This is a genomic window from Pantoea sp. Morm, assembly GCF_016643525.1.
Lineage (GTDB): Bacteria > Pseudomonadota > Gammaproteobacteria > Enterobacterales > Enterobacteriaceae > Pantoea > Pantoea dispersa.
Window position 1 is genome coordinate 1 of the sequence record NZ_VOQX01000064.1, and the last position, 26,220, is coordinate 26,220.

Consider the following 26,220-nt stretch of genomic DNA (forward strand, 5'->3'; position numbering starts at 1 on the left):
GCTCGGATTTAATTTGTTTCAACGCGGCATTGTTTATTGCACTCGCGCTGATTAATTCGTTCGCCGATTCTCCACTGGCAGATATTTCTGAAAAAGACCTCAACTTAAAAATCGCCACCCATGTCTGCCTGTCCTTAATTTGTACAGGCTGGTTCTGGGTTCGCCTGCGTCATTATACCTATCGCAAACCCTTCTGGTTTGAGCTGAAAGAGATCTTTCGTACCGTTCTCATTTTCTCTGTCATCGATTTGTCAATTTCAGCATTATCACAATGGCAGATGTCCCGTTTTGTCTGGGTATTAACGTGGATTTTAGCGCTGGTGCTGATTCCGCTGGCGCGCGCTATTTCCAAACGCGTACTGAATCATTTCGGTATGTGGAAAAAGCAAACCATTATTATTGGCAGCAACCGTAACGCGCAGGAAGCCTGGCAGGCGCTGCAGAGCGAAGAGGTGATGGGCTTTGATGTGATCGCCTTCTTCGACGTCGATGGCAGCTGCCCGCAGGCCAGCATCTCCGGTGTACCGGTGCTGCATAACGAGCAGGAGCTGTGGCAGCTGACCAACAGCGAAACCCAGTTCATCGTCGCGGTTGAGTTTGAGCAGAGTCAGCACCGCGACCGCTGGCTGAAAATGCTGGCGATGCATAACTGTCGCTCGGTCTCGGTTATCCCGACGTTGCGCGGCGTGCCGCTGTACGGCACCGATATGGCTTACATCTTCAGCCATGAAGTAATGATTCTGCGTGTGAATAACAACCTGGCGAAACGCACCTCGCGTGTCCTGAAGCGGGCATTCGATATCGTCGGCGCGCTCAGCATCATCATCGCGCTGTCACCTGCGCTGCTGGTACTCGGCTTCATGGTTGGCCGTGATGGCGGACCACCGATTTACGGTCACGAACGTGTGGGTCTCAATGGCCGCAAGTTCAAATGCCTGAAGTTCCGCTCAATGGTGATTAACTCGAAAGAGGTGCTGGAAGAGGTGCTGCGCACCGACCCGGTAGCCCGCGCCGAGTGGGACAAAGATTTCAAACTGAAAAACGATCCACGTATTACCAAAGTCGGTCATTTCATCCGTAAAACCAGTCTGGATGAGTTGCCGCAGCTGTGGAACGTCGTGCGCGGTGACATGAGCCTCGTTGGCCCGCGCCCGGTGATTGAAGATGAACTCTGCCGTTATGCCGGTGATGTTGATTATTACCTGATGGCAAAGCCAGGCATGACGGGATTGTGGCAGGTCAGCGGTCGTAACGACGTTGACTATGAGACGCGCGTCTATTTCGATTCGTGGTATGTCAAAAACTGGTCGCTGTGGAATGACATCGCGATTCTGTTTAAGACGGTCGGCGTGGTACTCAAACGCGACGGCGCTTATTGATAGACAGCAAGGGCAGGGGACGAAATAACGTTCCCGCCTGATAACTGCCGGTGCTGGGAGTGTCTGTAACTGATAACTGCCATTATCGAGCCCGAACAGAGCGGGTTATTAAGCCGCTTAACGATAACCCACTTTAATTGAAGTCGTCTGCAACCAGGATGACAACATAAACCAGGGAGCTAATGATAATGAACCTCAGTTTCAGTGTTTAATTCCTTGCCTTTATTTTTGTTAGACGCTTACACAGCGGCGTTTTCGCCTCTATCAATCATTAACTGATAGCGAAGAACCAGATGATAATGAAAACTAAATTGATACCGTTACTGGTATCCGCGACTTTCCTCTCCGGGTGCACCATCGAACCAGGTTCGCACCTTTCCACTAGCGGAAAAGATGTCATTGAGCAACAGGATAGCAATTTTGACATCGACAAATACGTTAACGTCTTCCCTCTGACGCCGCGTCTGGTTGAACAGATGCGTCCGAAGCCGCTGGTTGCTCAGGCTAACCCGCTGCTGCAGAACGAGATTCAGAGCTATCAATACCGCGTTGGCATCGGCGACGTACTGAACGTCACCGTATGGGATCACCCTGAGCTGACCACGCCGGCCGGTCAGTACCGTAGCGCCAGCGACACCGGTAACTGGGTGCAGGCAGACGGTACCATTTTCTATCCGTACATCGGTAAAGTGCGCGTTGCAGGCCGCACCGTGACGGAAATCCGCAGTGAAATCGCGCGTCGTCTGGCGCAGTTCATTGAAAGTCCGCAGGTGGATGTCAATGTGGCCGCGTTCCGTTCGCAGAAAGCCTACGTGACCGGTTCGGTCACCACGTCTGGCCAGCAGCCGATCACCAACGTGCCGCTGACCGTGCTGGATGCGGTAAACGCCGCGGGTGGCCTTGCCGCTGACGCCGACTGGCGCAACGTGGTGCTGACGCACAACGGCCGCGAGCAGCGCATTTCGCTGCAGGCGCTGATGCAAAACGGCGACCTGAGCCAGAACCATCTGCTCTATCCGGGCGATATCCTTTACGTACCGCGTAACGACGATCTGAAGATCTTCGTAATGGGCGAAGTGAAACAGCAGACCACGCTGAAGATGGACCGCAGCGGCATGACGCTGGCTGAAGCACTGGGTAACGCACAGGGCATGGATCAAACCACCTCTGACGCCACCGGCGTATTCGTCATTCGTCCGATTCGCGGTGCTAACCGCACCAAGATCGCCAACATCTATCAGCTGAACACCAAAGATGCGGCGTCGATGGTGATGGGCACCGAATTCCAACTGGAGCCGTACGACATTGTCTACGTCACCGCAACACCAATCACCCGCTGGAACCGCGTGATTTCCGGACTGCTGCCGACCATCGTGGGTATCGACGATGCAAGCTCCGCAGCGCTGCGTTTCCGCAACTGGTCGGACTAAGGTTTTACCATGATTAAGTCAGTGTTAGTCGTCTGCGTCGGCAACATTTGCCGCTCCCCCACCGGGGAGCGTCTGTTCAAACGCGCACTTCCGCATACCCGTATCGCCTCTGCCGGTCTTGGCGCCCTCAAGGGCCACCCGGCGGATAAGACGGCCAGCGCCGTCGCCGCTGAACATGGCGTCTCGCTGGACGGTCATGAGGCTCAGCAGTTAACGGCCAGCATGTGCCGTGACTTTGACCTGATTCTGGTAATGGAGAAGCGCCACGTTGAGCAGGTGAATCGCATCGATCCGGCCGCGCGGGGGAAGACCATGCTGCTGGGCCACTGGCTTAACCAACAGGAAATTGCGGATCCGTACAAAAAAAGCCGTGAGGCCTTTGAAGAGGTTTACGGGTTACTGGAAAACGCTACCCAGAAATGGGTTAACGTACTAAGCCGATAGTTGGGAATATCCATGAATATCAAAAACAAGGTTATGACTGCGCCAAAAGAAGATTCGAATGGATGGGATCTGGCGCATCTTGTGGGACAGCTGATCGATCATCGCTGGATCATCGTGGCGGTCACCGCTTTCTTTATGCTGATGGCAACGCTCTACACACTGTTTGCTACGCCAATCTATAGCGCGGACGCTATGGTGCAGGTGGAGCAGAAAAACACCGCCTCGGTGCTGAACGAATTACAGGATGTGATTCCGACCACGCCAGCATCAGACACCGAGATTCAGATCATCGAATCCCGCATGGTGATTGGTAAAACCGTTAACGACCTCGGTCTGGACACGGTCATTCAGCAAAACTACTTCCCGGTGATCGGTAAAGGTCTGTCGCGCCTGATGGGCAACAAGCCGGCGCAGATTGCCATTTCACGCCTGGAAATTCCGCGCAGCATCGACAAACGTACCGTTGAGCTGGAAGTCACCGGTCCGCAGACCTATACCGTGAGCAAAGACGGCGACGAGCTGTTCAAAGGCCGCGTCGGTCAGCTGGAGCAGCACGGCGACGTCACCATGCTGGTTAGCGGCATTCAGGCTGACGAAGGCACCAGCTTCAGCGTTACCAAACTGAGCGACCTGCAGGCGATTAAAACTGTGCTGGGCGCGCTGACCGTCGCCGATAAAGGCAAAACCACCGGCGTGCTGGGCCTGGAGTTCCAGGATGAAGATCAGGAGCAGGCGAGCCGCGTGCTGAACCAGATCGTCAACAACTATCTGCTGCAGAACGTTGAGCGTAAGTCTGAGCAGGCGGAAAAGAGCCTCGAATTCCTGCGCACCCAGCTGCCTAACGTGCGTGCCAAGCTGGACGATGCGGAAGACAAGCTGAACACCTTCCGTCGTCAGAACGAGTCGGTCGACATGTCGCTGGAAGCCAAATCGGCGCTCGACTCTTCCGTTAGCGTCCAGAGCCAGCTGAACGAGCTGACCTTCCGTGAAGCCGAAGTTTCCCAGCTGTTCACCAAAGACCACCCGACCTACCGCGCACTGCTGGAAAAACGCAAAACGCTGGAAGCGGAACAGGCGCAGCTGAACAAGAAAATCTCGGCCATGCCGCAGACCCAGCAGGAGATTCTGCGTCTGACGCGTGACGTGCAGGCCGGTCAGGAAATCTACATGCAGCTGCTGAACCGTCAGCAGGAACTGGGTATCAGCAAGGCCAGCACCGTGGGTGATGTGCGCATCATCGACCGTGCTGAAACCAGCACCAGCCCGGTAGCACCGAAGAAGCTGCTGATTATTGTCGCGGGCCTGATTGTGGGTCTGATGCTGTCGGTTGGTCTGGTGCTGCTGAAAGCACTGTTCCACCACGGTATCGACAATCCGGAGCAGCTGGAAGAGCTGGGCATGAACGTCTATGCCAGCGTACCGCTCTCCGAGTGGCAGCGTAAGAAAGACACCGAAGCGCTGGCGCGACGCGGCAGCAAAGAGAAGTCGGATCCGCACAACACCCTGCTGGCGCTGGGTAACCCGACTGACCTCTCCATTGAAGCGATTCGTAGCCTGCGCACCAGCCTGCACTTCGCCATGATGGAAGCGAAAAACAATATCCTGATGATCACCGGTGCCAGCCCGGGTATTGGTAAAACCTTTATCTGTGCCAACCTGGCGACGCTGGTATCCAAAGCAGGTCAGCGCGTGCTGTTCATCGATGGCGATATGCGTCGCGGCTATACCCACGAGCTTCTGGGTGCGGATAACAAGACCGGCCTGTCTAACGTACTGTCGGGCAAGAGCGAGTTCTCGCCAGCGATGATTCAGAAGGGCGTGTACGGTTTTGACTTCCTGCCGCGCGGTCAGGTGCCACCGAACCCGTCTGAGCTGCTAATGCATCGTCGCATGCAGGAGCTGCTGGACTGGGCGAGCAAGAACTATGATCTGGTGTTGATCGATACGCCGCCGATTCTGGCTGTGACCGACGCTTCCATCATCGGTAAGCTGGCCGGTACCTCGCTGATGGTGGCGCGTTTCGAAACCAACACCACCAAAGAGCTGGATGTCAGCTACAAACGCTTCGCCCAGAACGGTATCGAGATTAAAGGCGTCATCCTCAACGCCGTGGTCCGTAAAGCGTCGAATGCCTATGGTTATGGCTACGACTATTACAACTACGAATACGGCAAAGAGAGCAAAAGCTAAGCACTATCGGGGGCGGATTTTCCGCCCCTTTTTATGGCGCGTCTCTGGCTAAGCGCCATGCCTTGAGCCTCTGCAAAACATGCGGATACACCGCAGAGTATTGTAGCGGCGCGATTTATCGCGCAATAAATTGCGCCGCTACGGAACGTGCGGTGATTAACCGCATAAAACTGCGGCGGTGAAATTGATACCGCGAACATAATAACGATTTTTTCGGTGCGTTTTGCACCATCAAACATACACACAGCACAATCTTAGGTATTTCCGTGACGGTACGAAAAGTCTTATTGAAAAAGAATACTAACGGCATGATTTTTCAGAACAAAGCCGATTCCTTTCTACAGGCCGCTCGCGTTACCGTTGAATCTGGAACAGCTGTTTAAGAGGTGCTGGCAATGCAGGACATCCGCTTCTCAATTGTAATTCCCGCTTATAACGCGTCGAAATCGATTGTCACGACGCTGGATTGCGTCAAAGCGCAAACCTATCGCAACTTTGAAGTCATCATCGTGGATGACAAATCCGCCGATGCCGCGGAACTGGCGCAGGTGGTGCGCGGCGAGCGCTATCAGGATCTGGACATCAAACTGGAGCTGTCTGAGGTCAAACTTAATGGCGCCGGCGCGCGCAACAAAGGTATTGAACTGGCGCAGGGCGACTTCATCAGCTTCCTCGATGCCGACGACGAGTGGCACGCGGACAAGCTGCTGGAAGTGTGCGATACCATCCGCAAGCTGGAAGCGCAGGGTAAATCGCGCTATGTCATCTTCAGCCAGGTCAATATTCATCAGGACGGCAGCTTCCTCAAAGTGATGCCGATGCAGCCGCCGGGGAAAAATGAGACCGTGGCGGAGTACCTGTTTGGCTGTTACGGCTTTATCCAGACCAGTACCATCGTGCTGAAACGCGAAGATGCCGCCAGAATCCAGTTTGATGCGCGCTATATTCGCCATCAGGATTATGACTTCTGCATCCGCGCCGACCGCATGGGCTATGAATTTGTGATGATCGCCAAACCGCTGGCGACCTACCATCTGGTGACCAAATTTGGTTCCAAACACAAAGGCGAGTCGGTGAAGTACTCCTTCTTCTGGCTCGACACCATGAAGCCGCACCTGACGGCGCGCGATATCCATACCTACAAAGCGTTCAAGCTGCCGCTGCGCTACAAAATGGATGGCAATTCGCTGCTGGCCAGCGTCAGTTTTGCGCGCTACTTCTTCCTCACCAACCGTGATAACCGCGCCTACTTCATCAATCGCCTGGTCGATAAGCTGAAGTCGCGCTTCACGGGGCGAAGAGCGGTTTCCTGATCGATTTATGACTTTCACTTGCTCCCGCAGCGGGAGCATTTTTTCGGTTCCTGACACTCCGGGTATACAAATGACAAATCATGTTGGCACCATCGGTATCGTGATGCCGATGTACAACGCGCGCAACACCGTGCTGCGTGCGGTTGAGTCGATCGTGAATCAGACCTACAGCGACTGGCATCTCTACCTGGTCAATGATAAATCCACCGATGATTCACTCGCTTTTGTGCGCGAGCATTGCCAGGATGCGCGCATCACTATCCTCAGCAACGAGGTCAACCTCGGCGCGGCGGAAACGCGCAACGTGGGCCTGCGCGCGGCCAAAGAGGAGATCATTGCGTTTCTCGACAGCGATGACGAATGGCACGCGGAGAAACTGGCCGAGCAGGCCGCGGCGCTGGCCGCCGGTGACGACTTTGTGATCACCCATTATCACTACAAAACCAAAACCGCCGATCACGACATCAACTACAACAAACCTTATCTGCAGCAGGAAAACTTCGTGAAGAAGCAGTATCGCGTCTGCTTCTCCTCGGTGTGTTTCCGTCGTCCGCCACAGGGCATCTTCTTCCAGCGTAAAGGCCATGAAGACTTCCTGTTCCTCTATGAGCTGTTCCTCCGCTACAAACAAGCCCGGGTGATCCAGAAGACGCTGGTCAACTACTACGAGCTGGGCGATTCGCTGTCGCGTAACAAAAATAAAGCGGCGAAATGGCACCTCGAATTATTAAGAATTATCTATAAAAACAATCCTTTAAAAATCTATTACTATTACGGCTGGTATATGGTGAATGGGGTTCTTTTCACCCTTAAACATCGCTAAGACCCTGTGTCCTTCGCGCTGCCGCTACGTTGGCTGCGCGCGTCCATCCCGGTCACTTACCTGAGTAAGCTCCCGGGAATGAACGCACTTGCCGCCTTGCGGCAACGCAAATGACTTGGGTCTGGATTTGAGCAATTTGAGGTGAAAAGTATCAGATGAAAAAGATTGTTTTGGTTATTAAGGATGCCTACTCCTACGCAGGCACGGAGAATATCTGCAACTTCATGTCGGAGTGCCTCGGTGAAGAGCATGCCGTCACCATTTACTCGCTGGAAGGGCACGGCAAAACCTTTTACCCGTTTGAGCGGGTGAAAGAGATTGTCAGCTTCGAAGGCCACAGCAACCCGATTAAAAGTGCCGTGGCGCGCATCCATCAGGAGGGCTTCGACAGCGTATTCCTGATCAGTATGGGGCGCCTGAGCGTGATGTTTGCCTTCTGGAACCTGATGGCAATGAAGAAAAAAACCTTCAAAGCCTACGCCTGCGAGCACATCGCTATTAACTCCTTCAGCAAGCCGATCAAACTGCTGAAGTGGCTGCTGCTGCGCTACTACGACCAGGTGATCGTGCTGACTGACAAAGACCATCAGGTCTTCACCCGCTGGCATATCCCCAGCCAGCAAATTCCTAATCCGGTGGTGTACAAATCCTGGCAGCGCGAGACGCGCAGCCGTCAGGCGCTGGCGGTAGGCCGCCTCGATAACCAAAAGGGCTTTGACCTGCTGCTGGATATCTGGGCCGACTTCAGCAAAAAACACCCGGAGTGGAAGCTGGTGATCGCCGGTGACGGCGAACTGCGCCAGCAACTGCACGATCAGGCCGCGGCGCTGGGCATCACCGGCAGCGTTAACTTTGTCGGCAAAGTCAGCAATATCAATGATTACTACCGCGACAGCGACATGGCGCTGATGACCTCACGTTATGAAGGGCTGCCGCTGGTACTGCTGGAAGCCAAATCCTGGTCGCTGCCGGTGGTGGCCTATGACTGTCCGACCGGACCGCAGGAGATCATCAACCACGGCGAAGATGGCTTCCTGGTACCAATGAACGACAAAGCCACTTTCCTGGCGCGCATGGAGCAGCTGGCCAGCGACGATCGCCTGTTCTTTGCCATGAGCGAAAAGACCAAAGAGACGGCGCTGAAGTTTGACGGTAATCAGATCAAACAGAGCTGGCTGGCGCTGGTGTAACCACTTTTATCGTGCCTCGGGGATACCTTTTCGGCCGCCATGCGGCCCCATGACCACGGGATTGTTAGCATGAAAAGAAGAGAAGTCTTGCAAACTGCAGCCTCCTCCATTGTTGCCGCGCTGTCGGTGAGCGCGTTTTCCAGTTACGCCGCCAAAAGTGGTCAGCCGGCGCTGAAAGCGGTTGATGCCTCCAGCGTCCCGCCGGGCGATGTGCCGATTCTGACGCCGGAAAACGTCTATACCATGCCACCGCAGTTCTGGCAGAACTTTGAGGGCAAACTGTGGATTGGCGCAGCAGGCAAAGATGCCAGCCAGGCCGGCAACCAGATTCCGGTGTATCTGCGCGACGCCAGCGGTAAGGTTTCCCAGGTGAGCCAGCCAATTGCGCTCAATAAAGGCAACTTTGCCCAGTTTATTCACGATAATGCCGCGTTAATCGCCAATCCCGCGCACTCGATGGTGGTGGAAGATAACCAGGGTAATACGCTGTTTTCCATCAGCGACGTGTCGCGCCCGAACGCCAGCAACTTCAGCCAGCGCCTGGCGCAGCCGAACGGTTATCAGCTGATCGGCGAAATCCCGTCGGTGGAAGAGCTGCGTAAAACCCGACCGCTGTTTGCCGGAGCGAAAATCAAGCTGAAGAGCTGGCACGAAGGGCTGGAAGTGGGCGGCGGCGAGTTCGTCGGCGTGTATGGCGAAGGCGAAGATGATGGCGGCGTGATTTTCAGCGGTAACGGGTTCTACTGGCGCCGCGTGGTGGAAGATTTCAACCGTCTGACGCTGTTTGACTTCGGCGCCATCGCCGACGGCAAAACCGATACGGCACCGGCGATCAAAGCCATGTATCAGTGGTCGCTCAAGGCTAACCAGCAGATCTGCGTTCAGTTTCCGGCAGGCACCTTCTTCGTGACCGGCTGTGACTTTGGCGATCAGCAGCAGCGCTTCTTCCGCATTTCCGGCGCGATGGTTAACTTCGGCTATTTCCCGGCGACCACGCTGGTATCTGACGGTCGTTCCGAATTCCTGTTCCAGGTGAATGCGCGCTGGACCGAAATCTCCAACCTAATCTTCAACGGTCAGAACGACAAGCGGCCAAACAAACAGGGACTGTTCCGCAACACCTGTCCGGGCGGCCAGTTCTTCCGCGGTGCCTGCCTGCGCTTCAACCGCGTCGGCGGCACCTCGATCAGCCTGCTGGATACGCTGGACTGCAAAATCGACCAGTGGTACGCCGACACCTGTACCGGTGACGTGATCAAAGCCAGCTGGTCCGGACAGAAGCAGGGTGCGTGGGACCACAGTACGGCGATTGAGCTGTCAAACTTCAACGCCCAGCGCTGTACCGGCGGCATGGTGCTCAACCTGCCGCGCTGCAGCCAGTCGATCATTCATAACGGCTGGATTGAGCACAGTGAGCACCCCGGCGATATCTCGAACGGCCAGTGGATCATTGATGCGCTGAGCCTGGAAGATTGCAAAAACCCGCTGAACGCGCGCAATTCCCGCCTCAACATGCGCCAGACCAATCTGCAGTCTGGCAGCTGGATCGATAACTCGCTGGAAGGCGAGCGCTGGCTGAATATCTGGGAGATGGGCTCAACGCGGGTGGAGTCTTACGGCGTGGCCATCGACGGCAGCCTGAAATACAACTACATCACGTCGCGTTTCCGTCTGACCAACAACACCAATCAGGCCACCTGGTTCGAGCTGGGTAATTTTTACTCGCCCACCGTGGGTGACAGCTGGGAGATCGAGCTGTTTGGTCAGTCGCAGTTCAGCAACGGCAGCGATAAACAGCCACTGCTCGACGTGATGGGCGGTAAACAGACCGGCGGTCGCGCGATGATTCATCTGCAGCGCAAAACCAGCAAGGCGGAAGCCAGCTGGTCCGCGGAAGGCAGTTCGCCGGTGCTGGAGGTGCGCGTCGATGCGCGCAGCGATACCGATAGCAAAGTGTTCGTCAAACTGGCGGGCTGGACGCCGACGGCGGTGGTGCTGATTAAGAGCACCGCCAAAGACCGTTTCCTCACCGGCCGCTGTGCGCGCGTTGACGCCACCATGGCGCAGGGCAGTCCGACCAGCGGCAGCCAGCCGGCCCCGCAGCGGTTTAGCCTGCACAACGGTAAAGCCGGCATCGGCGGCAACGAGCAGGGCGATTTGCTGCTGGCGTCGCGCGCGCTGAAGCCCGAAGAGGTGGATACGCGCCAGCCGAAGGGGTTTGTTTCAGTGGTGATCAACGGCGAGCAGGTGGCGCTGCCGTATTTTGCGCTGAAGTCGTGAGGATTTAACGCAGGTAACGGTGCAATTTATCGCGGAGGCCACAACGGCATCGAGCCAGGACGGGCAAAGCGCAATAAATTGCGCCGCTACGGTTTGTGCAGAGGTGATTTCTGCACTGACCCTTTGCACAGTCTGTAGCGGCGCGATTTATCGCGCATGTAACACCTGTCGCAGGTATCAATTACGTCACAACAGGCAGTCGTTAATTTCGGGCCGCTGGCCCATTAGCAGTTTTTTCTTACAGAGTTCACTTAGCCAGTATGGAACTGGCGGCTTGTAAAAAATTACAAAAATTTATCTGGAGTTTTTATGAAGATTTTATTGGTGGGTAACCATACCTGTGGAAATCGTGGGGATGGCGCGATTTTACGTGGACTGATTGATTCATTGCAGGCCGCGCGTGGGGATCTGGATATCGATGTCATCAGCCGCTATCCAACCAGCTCCGGATATTTACTGCAGCAGCACATCCAGCAGGATTCGCTGTTTCTGCATAACAGTAAGGCGCCAAAAGGGCTGGTCAGTAGCCTGAAGCGCAAAGTCGCCAACCGTCTGATGCCGGACATCATGATGGCGCACCTCGGCAAAGGCGGCGTGTATAAATCCTTCTCGGTGCCGCCGCATCTGGCGGAATTCACCCGCAGCCTGGCGAAATATGACGCCATCATTCAGGTCGGCGGCTCGTTCTTCGTCGATCTGTACGGCGTCACCCAGTTCGATCACGCGCTGTGCGCGCTGATGGCGAAGAAGCCGTTGCACATGATCGGTCACTCGGTGGGCCCGTTCGAAAACCCGCGCGTCAATGCGCTGGCAAACTTTGTTTTTGACCGCGTCGACAGCCTGGTGCTGCGCGAAGAGGTCAGCCTCGATCGCCTGAAGCAGGATGGCGTGACCACCAGCCGGGTGAAGAAGGGCGTGGACACCGCGTTCCTGGTGCAGGCGCGCGAGGTGGAAAATCCGAGCCACAACCTGCTGCACTGGCAGAACATCATTCAGTCGCGCAAAACCATCGCCATCACCGTGCGTGAGCTGGCACCGTTCGACAAACGTCTTGGCGTCACGCAGAAAGAGTACGAAGCCGCGTTTGGCCGGGTGATCAACGCCATGATCGCCGAAGGTTATCAGGTGGTGGCGTTCTCCACCTGTACCGGCATCGACAGCTATGCCAAAGATGACCGTATGGTGGCGCTGACGCTGCGCGACCACGTTGAGCAGCCGGAGCACTACCATGTGATCATGGACGAGTTCAACGACCTGGAACTCGGCATCCTGCTCAGCCACTGCCATCTCACCATCGGCACACGCCTGCACTCGGCAATCATCTCCATGAACTTCGGCACACCAGCCGTGGCCATCAACTACGAGCACAAATCGCTCGGCGTGATGAACCAGCTGGGTCTGCCGCAGATGGCCACCGACGTGCAGAGCCTGATGGACGGCTCGCTGATCGACAAAGTGCAGACGGTGCTGGCGGACTACGACAACGTGAAGCAAAAAGTGAACACCGCGGTGGCGCAGGAGCGTGAAATCGGCAACCGCATCACCGAAGAAATTCTCAACGTCCTGGGGTAAGTGATGAAGCTAACCTTTTTCACCATGCGTTTTCCGGTTGCCTCTGAGACGTTTGTCCTCAATCAGGTGACGCATTTCATCGATGCCGGCTATGACGTCGAGATCATCTCGGTGTTTCCGGGCGACATGATCAACCGTCATGCCGCGTTCGATGAGTACAATCTGGCGGCGAAAACCCACTATCTGCTGCCGGAAGAGAAGGTATCAAACCTCGACAAACTGACCCAGCGCATCGGACTGATGCTGCCGAAAATCGCCAAGCCGGCGCTGCTGAAGTCGCTTAACGTTGGCCGCTACGGTGCGCAGGCAAAAAAGCTGCTGTTGCCAGCCATTGTCGCAAATGCCCGGCAGACCTTTACCGCCGATGTGTTCCTGGTGCACTTCGGCTATGCCGGTGCGCTGGCGAATAAACTGCGCGAGCTGGGGGTACTGAAGGGCAAGCAGGCGACGGTGTTCCACGGCGCGGACATCTCGCGTCGCCACATTCTCGAAGAGCACAAACTGGATTACATCAACCTGTTCAGACAGAGCGAACTGATGCTGCCGATCAGCCATCTGTGGGAGAACAAGCTGATTGAGATGGGCTGTCCGCGCGAGAAAGTGCACGTCACGCGTATGGGCATCGAGCCGGAAAAGTTTAACTTCCAGCCGCGCGACGCGTTCCACAAACCGCTGCGCATCGTTTCGGTGGCGCGCCTGACCGAGAAAAAAGGGCTGGACGTGGCGGTAAAAGCCAGTGAAATCCTGCGCGATAACGGCGGTCAGTTCCAGTTCACCATCATTGGTAACGGCGAGCAGGACGGCATGATGCGCGAGCACATCGCGCGTGCCGGCCTGGAAGATATGGTGACCATGCCGGGCTTCAAGCCGCAGGAGGAGATTCGTCAGGCGCTGAGCGAGGCCGACATCTTCCTGCTGCCGTCGAAAACCGCCGCCGATGGCGATATGGAAGGCATTCCGGTGGCGCTGATGGAAGCGATGGCGGTCGGCCTGCCGGTGGTGTCCACCTACCACAGCGGCATCCCGGAGCTGATTCAGAATAACGTCAGCGGCTGGCTGGTCTCGGAAAATGATGCCGGTGAGCTGGCGGACACGCTGCTGCGCCTGTCGCGCGGCGACGTTGACGTTGCACCGGTGGTGGCCGCAGCGCGCCATAAAGTGGAAACCGAGTTCAATCAGCACATCGCTTACGGTGAGCTGGCGAAAATTCTGGAGCGCATGGTGTGAGTGGATTAAAAAAACAGGCGGTGTGGCTGTTTGGCAGCACCTGCTTTGCCGCGCTGCTGCAGGTGCTGCAGCTGGCGGTGCTGGCGCGCAAGCTGGAAGCGCACGAGCTGGGTTTGCTGGCGATCATCAACGCCATTCTGGCGGTGGCTACCGTGCTGCAGGACATGGGCATGAGCAGCTACATCGTGCATCGTCAGGAGATTACACGTCGTGAGCAGAGCACTATTTACTGGGTTAACGTCTCGCTGAGCTTCTGTACCGGTTTAATCATGCTGGCCATCGCCTGGCCGGTGGCGTGGTTCTACCATCTGCCGGAGCTGACGGCGCTGATTATGCTCACCAGCCTTAACTTCCTCGTGCTCGGTCACCTGTCGCAGTATCAGGCGCACTATGTGAAAACCAAACGCATGGTGACGCTGGCGAAGATTGAGATGGGCACCAAGCTGTTTGCCTTCCTGTGTACGGTGGCGATGCTCTATTTCACCTCCCTGACGGTAGCGGCGGCGATTCTCGGGCTGTTCATCAACGCCTTCACGCGCATTCTCTGCATGATCTACTTTGGCGAGAAGTCGTGGCGGCCAACCTGGGAGTTCGACGGCAAAACCTTTGTCAGCGCGGTGCGTTACGGTATCTATCAGTTGGGTTCGCAGACCATTAACCAGCTGCGCACTCAGGCCGATGCGCTGATCGTCGGTAAAGTGATGGGTGCCGAAATGCTGGGGATTTACTCACTGGCGAAAGAGCTGATTCTGCAGCCGCTGAAGCTGGTGTCGCCGGTGATTAACCGCCTGGCGCTGCCGCGCTTCGCCGAGAAGCAGCACGATCCCGAGCAGCTGAAAAAACTGTTCCTCAAAGGCACTTTCGTCATCATGCTGTTCAGCAGCGCGATGTACCTGGCGATTGGTATTCTCTCTCCGGTGATTGTGCGTGTGCTGTATGGCGCTTCGCACGAGCAGGTGTATCACCTGATCCCGCTGATGCTGCTGTTCGGTATGCTGCGCCCGATGGGCGGCCTGACCGGCGCGATCTCCCAGGCGAACGGACGCACCAACGTCGAGTTCTACTGGAATATCGTCGCCAGCCTGGTGGTGGTGGTGGTGCTGGCCACTACGTGGATCTGGCCGAACGTGATTTACGTGGCGCTGACGCTGTCGATTTCACAGGTGCTGATCTCCGCCTTCGCGCATCCGTTCTTCATCAAACCGGTGATTGGCATCCGCTTTATGCCCTATGCGCGCCAGTGGGTGTCGGTGTCGGTGGTGTTTGTCGGCCTGATGCTGCTGGTGAATCATTTCAACCTGTTCGTGATGCCCGAGTGGTTTGAGGGCTGGCTGTAAGCGGTGATGACGGGGGCGGTCGTTAGCAACTGCGACCGCCCGGCATCATCAGATGTGATCGGTGACTGACGTGCAGCTGCCGGTGCGCATCAAATGCGCACCCTACAAAAACCTGCAGTGATCCCGTAGGGGCGCCATTCATGGCGACCTTTCAAAAATACGCTTCCATCTTCGCCCCAATGATGTTTCCACAACGCCGGTCTGAACGCTCAACAATCACTGGCCTCACCGGTCATCGCCCTGCACTCTGCCTTCCACTGTTTTTCAGCCATTTAGCCACTTTTTTTTCCCGCCTCATCGCTGACTGGCAGATGGACTTTTTGACGATTTTTTATGTGTTGACAGAGAGTTAGTGCCGGTTTTTCAGATAAAGATTATACTTGCTCAACCGGCCGATCCTGCATAATCGACCCCACGTATTCACTTCATGAAATGGAATAAATATGACCAAGCTTAAAGCAGTAATCCCGGTTGCGGGTCTCGGTATGCATATGCTCCCTGCGACTAAAGCCATTCCGAAAGAGATGCTGCCTATCGTCGATAAACCAATGATTCAGTACATTGTCGACGAGTGCGTGGCGGCGGGCATCAAGGAGATTGTGCTGGTCACCCATGCTTCCAAAAATGCAGTGGAAAACCACTTCGATACCACCTACGAGCTGGAAGCGCTGCTTGAAGCGCGCGTGAAACGCCAGCTGCTGAGCGAAGTGCAGTCAATCTGTCCGCCGGGCGTGACTATCATGAACGTGCGTCAGGCGAACCCGCTGGGTCTTGGCCACTCGGTACTGTGTGCCCGTCCGATGATTGGCGACAACCCATTTGTGGTGGTCCTGCCAGACGTGCTGCTGGATGACTCTACCGCTGACCACCTGCGTTACAACCTTGCCGCGATGGTGGCACGCTTCGAAGAGACCGGCCGCAGCCAGGTTCTGGCGAAACACATGCCGGGCGAAGACCTGTCTGAATATGGCGTGCTGACCACCGAGCAGCCGCTGGATAACCCGGGCGATATCAGCACCATCACCAACTTCGTGGAAAAACCTGAGCATCCGTCCGAGCTGAACTCAGACCTGACCGCCGTGGGCCGTTACGTGCTTTCTGCGGATATCTGGGGTGAACTGGAGCGCACTGAGCCAGGTGCCTGGGGCCGTATCCAGCTGACCGATGCCATCGCCTCTCTGAGCCGGAAAAAACCGGTTGATGCCCAGCTGCTGACCGGCACCAGCTTCGACTGCGGCCGTAAACTCGGCTACATGCAGGCATTCGTCTCTTATGGTCTGCGCAACAACACCCAGGGCCGCGATTTCCGCGAAGCAATCCAAAAAATTCTGGCAAAATAATCTCTTTCCCCGCCGCGCAGGTTGCGCGGTTTTAAAGGAGTACACATGGCTATTTTGGTAACGGGCGGAGCAGGGTACATCGGCTCCCATACGGTGCTGGCGCTGTTAGAGCGCGGCGACGACGTTGTAGTCCTGGATAACCTTTGCAATGCCTCGCGCGAAGCAATCAATCGCGTTGAGAAGCTGGCCGGTAAGAAAGCGGTCTTCGTTGAAGGCGACATCCGCGACCGCGCCTGCCTGCGCGATCTGTTTGCCAGCAATGACATCTCGGCCGTCATCCACTTCGCCGCGCTGAAAGCGGTCGGCGAATCAACGCGCATGCCGCTGGAATATTACGAGAACAATGTCGCCGGGACCGTGGTGCTGCTGGAAGAGATGCGCGCCGCCGGCGTGTGGAACTTCATCTTCAGCTCATCCGCCACCGTATATGGCGCTGACGCACCGGTTCCGTACGTCGAAACGACGCCGATTGGTGGCACCACCAGTCCGTACGGCACCTCCAAGCTGATGATTGAGTTCGTGATGCGCGACTTCGCCAAAGCCGAGCCGAACTTCAAAGCCATCGCGCTGCGCTACTTCAACCCGGTCGGCGCGCACGAATCCGGTGAGATTGGCGAAGACCCAACCGGTATTCCGAACAACCTGCTGCCGTACATTGCGCAGGTGGCGATTGGGCGTCTGGACAAGCTAGGCGTGTTTGGCGATGACTACGCGACGCCAGATGGCACCTGCCAGCGCGACTACATTCACGTCGTCGACCTGGCGGAAGGGCACCTGAAAGCGCTGGATCACCTGCCAAAAGTTGAAGGCTACAAAGCTTACAACCTCGGCGGCGGCAAAGGCTTCTCGGTGCTTGAGATGATCAAGGCGTTTGAGCAGGCGTCCGGTAAACAGATTCCGTTCGAGTTCAAACCGCGCCGCGACGGCGATCTGCCGGCGTTCTGGGCGGATGCCAGCCTGGCCAACAAAGAGCTCGACTGGCGCGTCACGCGCGGTATTGATGCGATGATGCGCGATACCTGGAACTGGCAGTCGAAGAATCCGAATGGATTCAAATAATTAGTTTCAAACTAATAATAAGCCTGTCTGCGGACAGGCTTTTTTGCTTTTCAAAGCGGCAGTTATTTTAATTATTGAATCAGAAATGGTAAGCTCGGGCGTCGATTTAATGGCGCAAACAGCACCAGTTAAAGGTTCGTTATTTAAACAAGGCTTTTCAAATTTGCTTATAGAATGTTCTGCTCTCTGGTAGCGTAAAAGCCAGGGGCGGTAGCGTGTCAAATCTATTTTGTTGAGTATAAATTAACCACTAGCGCAAGCTTGAGACTAGAGCGAAACGTATGAAGTTAAGTTTGGGATATCTGATTGACTTAATAACAGTCATAACAGAAAAAGAACTAAAGGTTCGTTATAAGAGTAGTTTCCTTGGGTATCTTTGGTCTATAGCCAATCCCTTATTATTTGCAATGATTTATTATTTTATTTTTAAACTAATAATGAGAGTGCAAATACCCAACTATACTATTTTTATAATTACTGGATTATTTCCTTGGCAATGGTTTGCGAGTTCGACAACAAATTCACTTTTCTCCTTTATTGCGAATGCTCAGATAATAAAGAAAACAGTCTTTCCCCGTTCCGTCATACCGTTTAGTAACGTTATGATGGAATGCTTGCATTTCTTATGCACAATTCCAGTCATTATTATATTTCTATTAATTTATAATATGACACCTCACTGGAACTGGTTATGGGGAATACCAATTATTTTATTGGGGCAGCTTATTTTCTCCTATGGTATATCTCTAATCTTATCTACATTGAATTTGTTTTTTAGAGATCTAGAGAGGTTTATCACTTTAGGGATTATGTTGTTATTTTATTGCACCCCCATTCTATATGCTGGGGATATGATACCACAACAGTATCAATGGCTAATAAATTACAATCCGCTGGCTGATATGGTATTAAGTTGGCGGTCTTTATTTATGGATGGATATATTGATTACGAAAAGATCCTGACATTATATTTGGTTGGGTTTGTCGTTCTGGCATTAGGGTCATGGGTATTTAATAAGTTAAAATATCGCTTTGCGGAGATTTTATAATGGACATAGCAATTGAATTTAACTCCGTTACGAAAAAATATCCGCTGTACCATCATATTGGTTCAGGTATAAAAGAACTCATTTTTAACCCAAAGAGAGCCTTATCTCTACTATCTGGTAGAAGTTATCTAGCTATCGAAAATATATCGTTTCATGTAGAAAAAGGTCAGTCGGTTGCGCTAATTGGCAGGAATGGAGCAGGAAAAAGTACTTCATTAGGGCTCGTAGCTGGAGTTATAAAACCATCTTCAGGAAGCGTTGTAACTCGCGGCAGGGTGGCTTCAATGCTTGAGTTAGGAGGCGGTTTTCATCCTGAGTTAACAGGAAGAGAAAATATCCGTTTAAACGCAACCCTATTAGGGCTTAGAAGAAAACAACTCAATGAAAGAATCAATAAAATCATAGAATTCTCTGAGTTGGGTGAGTTTATTGATGAGCCTATTCGAGTTTATTCAAGCGGGATGTTGGCGAAGCTGGGTTTCTCGGTAATAACACAAGTTGATCCTGATATTTTGATTATTGACGAAGTGCTCGCGGTTGGTGATTATGCGTTCCAGAAAAAATGCATTGATACAATTAACCAATTCAAAGCTAAGGGCGTAACTATTCTCTTTGTGAGTCATAATCTCTCAGACATCGAAAAAATATGCGATCGCGTGATTTGGATAGAAAATCATCGTCTGAAAGCAACCGGCAGCGCTACAGATATACTCGAACAATATCGCTCTTCAATGTAAGGAATGCAAATGGAAGTCAAAAATCCCTCAATATCAATATATACAAGCCATCACAAACCTAGCGCATTTTTGTCTGATCCTATAATAAAGCCGCTTCATGTCGGCAAAGAAAATAGCTTAAATGACATATGTTGCGCAGGAGATGACACCGGTGATCATATCTCATATAAAAATCCTTTCTATTGTGAATTGACTGCACAATATTGGGTATGGAAGAATACTGAACTTTCCGATTATATTGGCTTCATGCATTATCGTAGACATTTAAACTTTTCGGAAAATCAGGATTTCGAAGAAGATGTATGGGGTGTAATAAATGAAGATATCATCGATAAGAATTATGAAAAAAAAATTGGTTTAAATAAAAGCGATATTTTAAAAGCAATCGATGGATTTGATGTATTATTACCTAAAATATGGAATGTAAAACAGGCGGGAAGTAAGAATAACTACGAACACTATAAAGTTTCTCGTTACTTACATATTGAAGATTATCAAAGTGCTATTGATAGCCTGATTTATTTATATCCTGAATATGCTGCTGCAGTCAAAACCTTCAACTCGTCCTCTGAAGGTTATTACACAAATATGTTTGTGATGAAAAAGGAACTTTTTGAAGAATATTCAGAGTGGCTCTTTAATATTTTAAGCAATTTAGAAGATAATTTTTCTTTGAAAAATTACAATGCACAAGAAAAGAGAGTTATTGGGCATATATCAGAACGACTGTTCAATATATTCATTATCCATAAATGTAATTCATCTACACTTAAAATAAAAGAGTTACAGCGAACATTTGTAACTAATGAAACTTTTAATGGAAAAATAAAACCTGCTTTCGATGAGCGAGCTATACCAGTCGTTATATGTTTTGATGAAAATTATGCTCATAGCGGCGGTGCGTTGATTAATTCAATCATAAAAAACTCAAATCAGCACCATAACTATGACATAGTGGTACTTGAGAATAATGTTTCGAGTAGAAATAAATCCAGGATTCTGACGTTAGTAAATAATAATAAAAATATCTCTATCAGATTCTTCGATGTTAATGCTTTTAGTGAAATGAAAGCTGTTTATACACGAGCTCATTTCAGTGCTGCAACATATGCGCGTTTGTTTATTCCATCATTGTTTAGTAGTTTTAAAAAAGTATTGTTTATAGATGCCGATACTGTTGTTGAGAGTGACGTTTCCGAATTGATGTCTTTAGAGCTTGGCAATAATCTCATTGCTGCTGTAAAAGATATTGTAATGGAAGGATTCGTAAAGTTTGGTGCTATTGCTCACGTCGATGACTTGAAAAACGTTACTGCGCAGGAATACTTGCGTGATGTTTTAAAAATGGAAGATACAGAAAAGTATTTTCAGGCAGGCATCATAGTATTTAACATTGCTCAAATGAATGACGAAAATACCTATGAAAAATTAATATCCACAATGAAGTCAAGAAACTTTTGGTTTTTAGATCAAGATATAATGAACAAGGTTTTCTATAATAGAACTTATTATTTACCGTATGAGTGGAATGTTTATCATGGGAATGGCAACACTGATGACTTTTTCCCTAACTTACGATTTAGTACTTATATGAGTTTTCTGAAGTCAAGAAAAGCACCAAAGATGATTCATTACGCAGGTGAAAATAAACCTTGGGATACACCTGCTGTTGACTTTTTCGACAACTTTATAAGTTATATTAATAATACGCCATGGCAAAAAGAAGTATACGAACGGCTAAATAAACATTCTCAACCTATCGTAGTTAATAAAGAAGAAACCATTCTTTTCCAAACTAAAATTAAAAGAAGACTAATGCCTTGGTTAAATAAGTTTGCACCAATTGGTAGTTCACGTAGGCAGTTAATAGCAAAAAATTATTACAGAATTCGTAGGGTAATATTAGGATAGACACATGAATAAAAATATTCTTATCGTCGGTGCTGGTTTTTCGGGAGCTGTTATTGCCCGTGAATTAGCTGAGGAAAATTATAAAGTTAAGGTTATTGATTCTAGAAGCCACATTGCAGGTAACTGTTATAGTGAAAGAGATGAACAAACCAAGGTAATGGTCCATACATATGGCCCCCATATCTTTCACACCGATAATCAGCAAGTATGGGAATTTATTTGTAACCATTGTGAAATGATGCCTTATACAAATCGTGTAAAAGCAACTGTAGCGGGGCAGGTTTTTTCATTACCAATCAATTTGCATACGATAAACCAATTCTTTAAAAAGACTTGTTCGCCAGATGAAGCAAAAAAGTTAATAGAATCAAAGGGTGATGTTAGTATTATTGACCCTAAGACTTTTGAGGAGCAGGCCCTTCGCTTCGTTGGGAAAGAGCTATATGAGGCTTTCTTTAAAGGATACACTATAAAGCAATGGGGGATGAATCCAAGCGAGCTTCCAGCCTCTATTCTTAAACGTTTGCCAGTGCGATTTAACTATGATGACAATTACTTTAATCATAAATATCAGGGCATGCCGAGAGAAGGTTATACTCCAATTGTTGCCTCAATCCTGAATCATAAAAATATTAGCGTTGAACTAGATACAGAATATGATCCTAGTTCTAAAAATAACTATGAGCATATCTTTTTTAGTGGCCCTCTCGATGGTTATTTCAATTATGATTTAGGGCGACTGGGGTATCGCACTCTTGACTTCGAAAAGTTTACTTATAATGGCGATTACCAAGGCTGTGCGGTCATGAACTATTGTGAGCTAGAGATTCCGTATACCAGGATAACAGAGCATAAATATTTTTCGCCATGGGAAAAGCATGATTCGTCAGTATGTTACCGTGAATATAGTCGCCTATGTTCTGAAAAGGACACCCCCTATTATCCGATTCGGCAAATGGGTGAGATGTCGTTACTGGATAAATATTTAAATAAAGCAGAAATGGAAGAAGATATAACATTCATTGGCCGCTTGGGGACTTATCGTTACCTGGATATGGATGTTACTATTTTAGAAGCGTTAAATACTGCTGAAATGTTCATTAATAATAAGAAAGAAGGTAAAAAAATGCCTTCTTTTGCGGTCGATGCAAGATGAGTGTTACAGCTCTTATCGTAACTTATAACCGATTAGAAAAACTTAAAAAAACTTTAGGAGCAACATTGTTGCTCCCTTTCAAATCAATAGTTATTGTTAATAACGCTTCAAATGATGGCACGACAGAATGGCTAGCTAAATTAACAGATGACAGAATTGTCGTTATAAATAGTGATGTAAATGATGGCGGTGCCGGTGGTTTTTTTCGAGGTGCAGAGTGGCTATCAAAATATTGTAATGCAGAATGGATCCTTTTTTATGATGATGATGCTTATCCAGAAAGTAATCTACTTGAAAAATTTATATTAGTTGATAATGACAAGATTGATGTCATCACTACGAATGTGGTGAGTACCGATCATTTGCGCTGTAAAATGAATATCCCATGGGTGAAAATACCTTCGACTGTTTTTGAAGTTTTTTCTTCATTAATTAACAACGAAAAATTTATTGCACAAGATACATATAACGAAAGAATTGTCACTTTTTCTTTTGTTGGAACGTTTATTAGAACACAAGTCGTTAAAGAAAGTTTCTATAAAATACGAAAGTATTTATTTATATATTTTGACGACGTGTATTATGCTTGGTCGCTTCATCTTATGAAAAGGATAATGTGGCATTATCCATCGTTAACATTTTACCATGATGTTCCTCACACTAATGTCGTAATGCCACCTTGGAAAGTTTATTATTTAACAAGGAACTTATTGTGGGGGAGGAAATATTTCAAAACAAAACCACCATTCAGTAATTTATCAATAATTTTGCGACTAATTAAATATTCTTCTTTGGTGTTTAAGAGTGATAATAAACGCGAATATATGAAAAATATAATGAGAGGGATTTGCGACGGTTTATTTAATTAATGCGGGGGGAGGGAGATTAAGGTAATTAAAATTATGCAAAAAGTATGTTATTTTATCAATTCTGATTGGTACTTCGATCTACACTGGAAAGAGCGCGCGCTTGCTGCCTTAAGTGAAGGTTATGAAGTTCATATTGTTTGCAATTTCGAAAGTACATCCATTAGGAATGAACTTAATGGTATGGGATTTATTACTCACAATTCAAATATGGCCGAGCAATCACTTGGGATTTGTCGGTCACTATTGGATTCCTATAAAGCCTTTCGAATTTTGCTAAATATAAATCCACATTTAATTCATTGTATAACTATCAAATCATGCCTGATTGGTGGTATTTACGCTAAATTTTTTAATAAAGCATTAGTATTAAGTTTTGTCGGCTTGGGACGTGTTTTTTCTCACAATAGCAAAAAATACAAATTTTTAAGATTTTTTGTTAAAAAATGCTATAGCTGGATAGTAGCTAAAAAAAATGTTTTCCTCATTTTCGAACATGAAAATGATCGTAAGGTGATTATTGGATTAACTAATGTTGACTCTGCTAAGACTGAAGTAATAGACGGTGCTGGCGTCAACATAAATGAATTTAAATTTGAATTAGAAAAACAAGGGTCGCGATCATCAGTTTTATATGCAAGTAGATTAATTTGGAGCAAAGGGTTAGGAGATTTAGTAGAAGTAAAGAAAATATTACTCAAGCGAGGAGTTGATTTTGAATTAAAAGTTGCTGGCATTGTTGTTAAAGATGATCCGGATTCTATTCCCATTGAAACAATTCAACAATGGCATGAGCAGTGTTTAATTACATGGCTTGGCAGGTCTTATGATGTCAATTCACTAATCCAAAATTCTAGCTTAATTGCGTTACCTTCAACTTATGCGGAGGGGGTTCCTCGTATATTGATTGAGGCATCTGCAGTAGGCAGGCCAAGCATTGCATATGACAATGGCGGCTGTAGCAGTATCATAAAACATGCTATCACTGGTTATTTAGTTGAGAAAAAGAACCTAGAGGACTTGACCCAAAAAATCGAATGTTTACTAAAGAATTATGAATTGCGTAAAACTTTTGGTTTGAGAGCCAGAGCATTGGTAATTGCTAATTTTTCATCAGATAATGTTATTAACAGGACACTCAGCATCTATAAAAATTTGAACTAATGAAGGAGCAATCCATGATTAATAAAATTGTCGTCGAGATGCCTATATCCTGGATAAAAAATCCTGTGGATGGGTATAAACATGAACATTTAATTTCAAAACTCATAATTACTTTAGCTCAAAGGAAAATTCCCTTATATTTTAGGGAGGTACCGTTTGGGGCCGATGAAGCACCTAGAAAACCGGCTAAAGGAGAGCTAATCTTTTCATATCATTCATGGAGTAATGAAAAAAATGTTTTTCATATCAAAGAGGCACCGGTCACGCCACTTTTTACTTTTGATCGTAGGGGTTATTCAGGATGGGCTGATATTTGCGTCAACCCTGAATTCTACGAAAGAAGCATAAAATCACAAGATATCGCTATTGCTAATTCCGTGCTGGAGAAGTGGCGTGGCATTTTTGAAAAAACCAACGATTCAAAATATCCTCAGTCTGATGAACCTCTTCCTTCGGACATTCATGACTTTGTTTTTTATCCTATGCAAGTCCAGAATGATCCCGTTTCGATTCATAGTCATTTTGATGGCGTTCAGCTCCTTGTTGATGCAGCAAATATAGCACAACGAACAAAAACTCATCTTGTCGTCAAACGACATCCGTTTTGTAATTCTACTGCTGTAGAAGAGACATTAAAAAAATTATCAACATCTAATCCATGGGTTATACAAAGCAATAGCAATATTCACCATTTAATTAGAAAAGCCAAATCAGTTATTACTATTAATTCAGGTGTTGGTATTGAAGCTCTTATTGATGGCACTACAGTTTATTGTTCAGGAAAATGTGAATGGCAGTTTTCTTGTCAAGAATTGATTGATCTTAAGGACTTGGAAAATGCATTTATTTTAGACGCCATTCCTATGAACGAAAATCAAGTGAAATACCTTGCATATTTGCTTGAAAAGTACTGGATTAATCCTTCCAATTCAGAGTCTCTTGAAGCTGCTATTGATGATGCATTCAAGGGGTTCGATAATGAATATGGAGTAGAAGCTGATAAAATATCTTCTCCAGATGTTTTGTTGCCAGTTATACTCGATCTACAAGGTAGATTAGAATATGAAATTCGGAAGTCAAAATTAGCTGAATTTGATTCTTCATCCATAATTAAGTTATATAAGGCTTTAAAAGAAGAACATTCAAATACATTAAGTCAGTTTAAATATTACATTGAGAAAATTAGAGCCTACGAAAGCCAAGTTGAGCAATTAGAGAAGAAAATTATCGCCTTAGAAAATAGAAGTGATTAGCAATTTAAGTTATCTTTTAAGAATTTAATTAAACACTTCATTTTCAGTAGCTGTTATAATTTTTTTTTGATATAACTTTAAAGTTACGTTGGTATCTCGTTACCAACTTTACTTGTGATAGGAGTAGATAATGTCCAAGCAACAAATCGGCGTTGTAGGTATGGCAGTCATGGGTCGCAATTTGGCTCTTAACATTGAGAGCCGCGGTTACACTGTTTCTATCTTCAACCGTTCACGCGAGAAAACAGATGAAGTCATAGCGGATAACTCAGGCAAAAAACTTGCCCCTTATTACTCCGTGGAAGAGTTTGTTGAGTCGTTAGAAAAACCCCGCCGCATCCTTCTGATGGTACAGGCAGGCGAAGCGACAGATAAAACCATCGCTTCACTGACGCCACACCTTGATAAGGGCGACATCCTGATTGATGGTGGTAACACCTTCTATAAAGACACTATCCGTCGTAATAAAGAACTGTCTGATCAGGGCTTCAACTTCATCG

The 26,220-nt window shown here is 49.1% G+C and carries 22 protein-coding genes; all 22 read left to right on the forward strand.

Going from position 1 to position 26,220, the window contains the following annotated elements:
* Positions 1–1,379, forward strand: a 1,379-nt coding sequence (gene wbaP, locus FT726_RS19255; RefSeq protein WP_346303236.1) for an undecaprenyl-phosphate galactose phosphotransferase WbaP, incomplete at its 5' end; no start/stop codon positions are given.
* Between the two features lie 299 nt (positions 1,380–1,678).
* Entirely contained in the window at positions 1,679–2,809 is a 1,131-nt protein-coding gene (locus FT726_RS19260; protein WP_031280061.1) for a polysaccharide export protein, read from the forward strand.
* A gap of 9 nt (positions 2,810–2,818) precedes the next feature.
* The gene (locus tag FT726_RS19265; protein WP_021509326.1) at positions 2,819–3,253 is read left to right on the forward strand and encodes a protein-tyrosine-phosphatase; all 435 of its coding nucleotides are present in this window, start codon (positions 2,819–2,821) and stop codon (positions 3,251–3,253) included.
* 12 nt (positions 3,254–3,265) lie between these two features.
* Entirely contained in the window at positions 3,266–5,443 is a 2,178-nt protein-coding gene (wzc, locus tag FT726_RS19270; RefSeq protein ID WP_021509327.1) for a tyrosine-protein kinase Wzc, read from the forward strand.
* A gap of 395 nt (positions 5,444–5,838) precedes the next feature.
* Entirely contained in the window at positions 5,839–6,756 is a 918-nt protein-coding gene (locus FT726_RS19275) for a glycosyltransferase family 2 protein (RefSeq protein ID WP_058757292.1), read from the forward strand.
* A gap of 70 nt (positions 6,757–6,826) precedes the next feature.
* On the forward strand, positions 6,827–7,579 hold the full coding sequence (locus FT726_RS19280) for a glycosyltransferase family 2 protein (protein ID WP_058769966.1): 753 nt from the start codon (positions 6,827–6,829) through the stop codon (positions 7,577–7,579).
* A 155-nt stretch (positions 7,580–7,734) separates the two neighbouring features.
* Complete coding sequence (locus FT726_RS19285) at positions 7,735–8,769, forward strand: glycosyltransferase (RefSeq protein ID WP_021509330.1); 1,035 nt, start codon at positions 7,735–7,737, stop codon at positions 8,767–8,769.
* 69 nt (positions 8,770–8,838) lie between these two features.
* Positions 8,839–11,049, forward strand: a complete 2,211-nt coding sequence (locus FT726_RS19290; protein ID WP_346303237.1) for a phage tailspike protein — start codon at positions 8,839–8,841, stop codon at positions 11,047–11,049.
* 309 nt (positions 11,050–11,358) lie between these two features.
* Entirely contained in the window at positions 11,359–12,621 is a 1,263-nt protein-coding gene (wcaK, locus tag FT726_RS19295) for a colanic acid biosynthesis pyruvyl transferase WcaK (RefSeq protein WP_058757295.1), read from the forward strand.
* A 3-nt stretch (positions 12,622–12,624) separates the two neighbouring features.
* The gene (locus FT726_RS19300; RefSeq protein ID WP_150058654.1) at positions 12,625–13,848 is read left to right on the forward strand and encodes a glycosyltransferase; all 1,224 of its coding nucleotides are present in this window, start codon (positions 12,625–12,627) and stop codon (positions 13,846–13,848) included.
* Entirely contained in the window at positions 13,845–15,185 is a 1,341-nt protein-coding gene (locus FT726_RS19305; RefSeq protein ID WP_021509334.1) for an MOP flippase family protein, read from the forward strand. The genes FT726_RS19300 and FT726_RS19305 overlap by 4 nt, the downstream gene beginning before the upstream one ends.
* A gap of 140 nt (positions 15,186–15,325) precedes the next feature.
* A complete protein-coding gene (locus FT726_RS19310) occupies positions 15,326–15,538 on the forward strand; it encodes a hypothetical protein (protein ID WP_346303238.1) in 213 nt (70 codons plus the stop codon).
* A 90-nt stretch (positions 15,539–15,628) separates the two neighbouring features.
* Positions 15,629–16,525, forward strand: coding sequence for a UTP--glucose-1-phosphate uridylyltransferase GalF (gene galF, locus FT726_RS19315; protein WP_288421948.1), 897 nt, complete (start codon positions 15,629–15,631; stop codon positions 16,523–16,525).
* A gap of 45 nt (positions 16,526–16,570) precedes the next feature.
* Positions 16,571–17,584, forward strand: coding sequence for a UDP-glucose 4-epimerase GalE (galE, locus tag FT726_RS19320; RefSeq protein ID WP_058757297.1), 1,014 nt, complete (start codon positions 16,571–16,573; stop codon positions 17,582–17,584).
* Positions 17,585–17,865: 281 nt separating this feature from the next.
* Positions 17,866–18,633 carry an ABC transporter permease gene (locus FT726_RS19325; protein WP_346303239.1) on the forward strand — a complete coding sequence of 256 codons (768 nt, stop codon included), beginning with the start codon at positions 17,866–17,868 and terminating at the stop codon, positions 18,631–18,633.
* Positions 18,633–19,370, forward strand: a complete 738-nt coding sequence (locus FT726_RS19330; protein ID WP_260640495.1) for an ABC transporter ATP-binding protein — start codon at positions 18,633–18,635, stop codon at positions 19,368–19,370. Before FT726_RS19325 ends, FT726_RS19330 begins: the two co-directional genes overlap by 1 nt.
* 9 nt (positions 19,371–19,379) lie before the next feature.
* Entirely contained in the window at positions 19,380–21,281 is a 1,902-nt protein-coding gene (locus FT726_RS19335; RefSeq protein ID WP_346303240.1) for a DUF4422 domain-containing protein, read from the forward strand.
* Positions 21,282–21,285: 4 nt separating this feature from the next.
* Positions 21,286–22,437 (forward strand): UDP-galactopyranose mutase, encoded by a 1,152-nt coding sequence (gene glf, locus FT726_RS19340; RefSeq protein WP_346303241.1) that lies wholly within the window; start codon positions 21,286–21,288, stop codon positions 22,435–22,437.
* Positions 22,434–23,306 carry a glycosyltransferase gene (locus FT726_RS19345; protein ID WP_346303242.1) on the forward strand — a complete coding sequence of 291 codons (873 nt, stop codon included), beginning with the start codon at positions 22,434–22,436 and terminating at the stop codon, positions 23,304–23,306. The genes glf and FT726_RS19345 overlap by 4 nt, the downstream gene beginning before the upstream one ends.
* Before the next feature lie 33 nt (positions 23,307–23,339).
* On the forward strand, positions 23,340–24,467 hold the full coding sequence (locus FT726_RS19350) for a glycosyltransferase family 4 protein (RefSeq protein WP_346303243.1): 1,128 nt from the start codon (positions 23,340–23,342) through the stop codon (positions 24,465–24,467).
* A gap of 14 nt (positions 24,468–24,481) precedes the next feature.
* The gene (locus FT726_RS19355; RefSeq protein ID WP_346303244.1) at positions 24,482–25,720 is read left to right on the forward strand and encodes a hypothetical protein; all 1,239 of its coding nucleotides are present in this window, start codon (positions 24,482–24,484) and stop codon (positions 25,718–25,720) included.
* 130 nt (positions 25,721–25,850) lie between these two features.
* The coding region (locus tag FT726_RS19360; protein WP_346303245.1) for an NAD(P)-binding domain-containing protein at positions 25,851–26,220 on the forward strand (370 nt) is incomplete at its 3' end.